At 39.6% G+C, this 1,444-nt stretch carries 1 protein-coding gene; it reads right to left on the reverse strand.

Going from position 1 to position 1,444, the window contains the following annotated elements; all coding sequences use genetic code 11:
* Nucleotides 1–1,444: IS1182 family transposase (locus tag BN874_RS09925; protein ID WP_034432682.1), on the reverse strand; the 1,444-nt coding region annotated here is incomplete at both ends.

Here is a 1,444-nt window from a genome sequence, read left to right on the forward strand (position 1 = left end):
CCACGGAGCATAAAGCGTTTAAACCCGTGGTTACTTTTTATGTTGGCAAACACTGGTTCCACATCATGGCAGCGCTGTTTTCGTTTTTTTATTCCCTCTTCACTCAATAATCTTTTGTTGGCTTGTTGTTTTAATTCATTGAGGTGATGATTTACCTCTATTATTCTATCGCCTTTGCTTTTGTGGCATATTCCATTTAATGGGCAGCCATGGCAGTTTTTAGCCTGGTATTTTGTTAGCTGTTGTATAAAGCCAGTGCTGGTGGCCTTGCTGTAAGTGCCTTTATTTTCCATATGCTGGCCCATGGGGCATACATAATAATCTTCTTCTTTATTGTAATGCAGTTTGTCTGCTGCAAAGGGTTTTTTATTTTGGATGTTGTCGTTCTGCTCCCGGTCGAACTGGTTGTGCTTTACATAGGCTCTTATATTATTTTGTTCTAAGTACTGGTAGTTTTCTTCCGAGCCATAACCTGCATCTGCTGTAACAACCTGTGGTGTTGTTTCATATTCGTCTTTGTATTGGTTTAAGTGTTCGCACAAAGTGGTAGTGTCTGTAGTAGCCTGGTGGATGCTATATTGGGTGATGTATTGATTGTTGGTACTTACCTGTAAATTATATCCTGGTTTTAATTGCCCGTTTTTCATGTGGTCTTCCTTCATGCGCATGAAGGTGGCATCGGGATCTGTTTTGCTAAAGCTCTTTCTATGTTCACCCATTATGTTTTCCTGCTCTTCATATTTATCCAGGGCTGCAGGCCAGTGTTTCTTTGCATAGCCCAGTTTTTGTTTTACCTGTTTGCTTACCGGCTTATCCTTTAGGGCAGCATCTATATTAGCAATGATCTGCTCTACTTTTTCTTTATCTATTTTATCAAAATCACTGGGGTCGGTATCGTCTAACTCACTGGCTGCAATACTTTGAGCATATTTCCACAACTCATCTAACTGCAATTTCATCTTCTCTTTATTGGTCTTAATAGCATTGCCCCATACAAATGTATATCGGTTAGCATTGGCTTCTATCTTAGTACCATCGGTGTATATTTCCTTTAGGCTTACTAATCCTTCGACTGCAAGCAAATGAACCACCTGAATGAATATTTTTTTTAAGGGTTCTTTTAATTTTTCGCTTCTAAAACGATTGATCGTATTATGGTCAGGCTGGCTCATGCCACTGAGCCACATAAAATGAATGTTTTGTTGAAGAGCCTCTTCTATTTTACGGCTGCTGTAAATATTATTAATGTAAGCATATACCAGCACTTTTAATAACATACCAGGATGGTAATTGGAAGCTCCACCGGTTTTATACTGGCGAAAAAGGGGTTGGATATCTATGCGGCTGAGTATATCATCTATAACTCTTACCGGATGATTAATCTTAATGAGTTCATCAAGACTGGGCGGCAGAAGCATCGCCTGGCGCTGATGATACGCCTTAA

The organism is Candidatus Contendobacter odensis Run_B_J11 (assembly GCF_000531125.1).
Lineage (GTDB): Bacteria > Pseudomonadota > Gammaproteobacteria > Competibacterales > Competibacteraceae > Contendibacter > Contendibacter odensensis.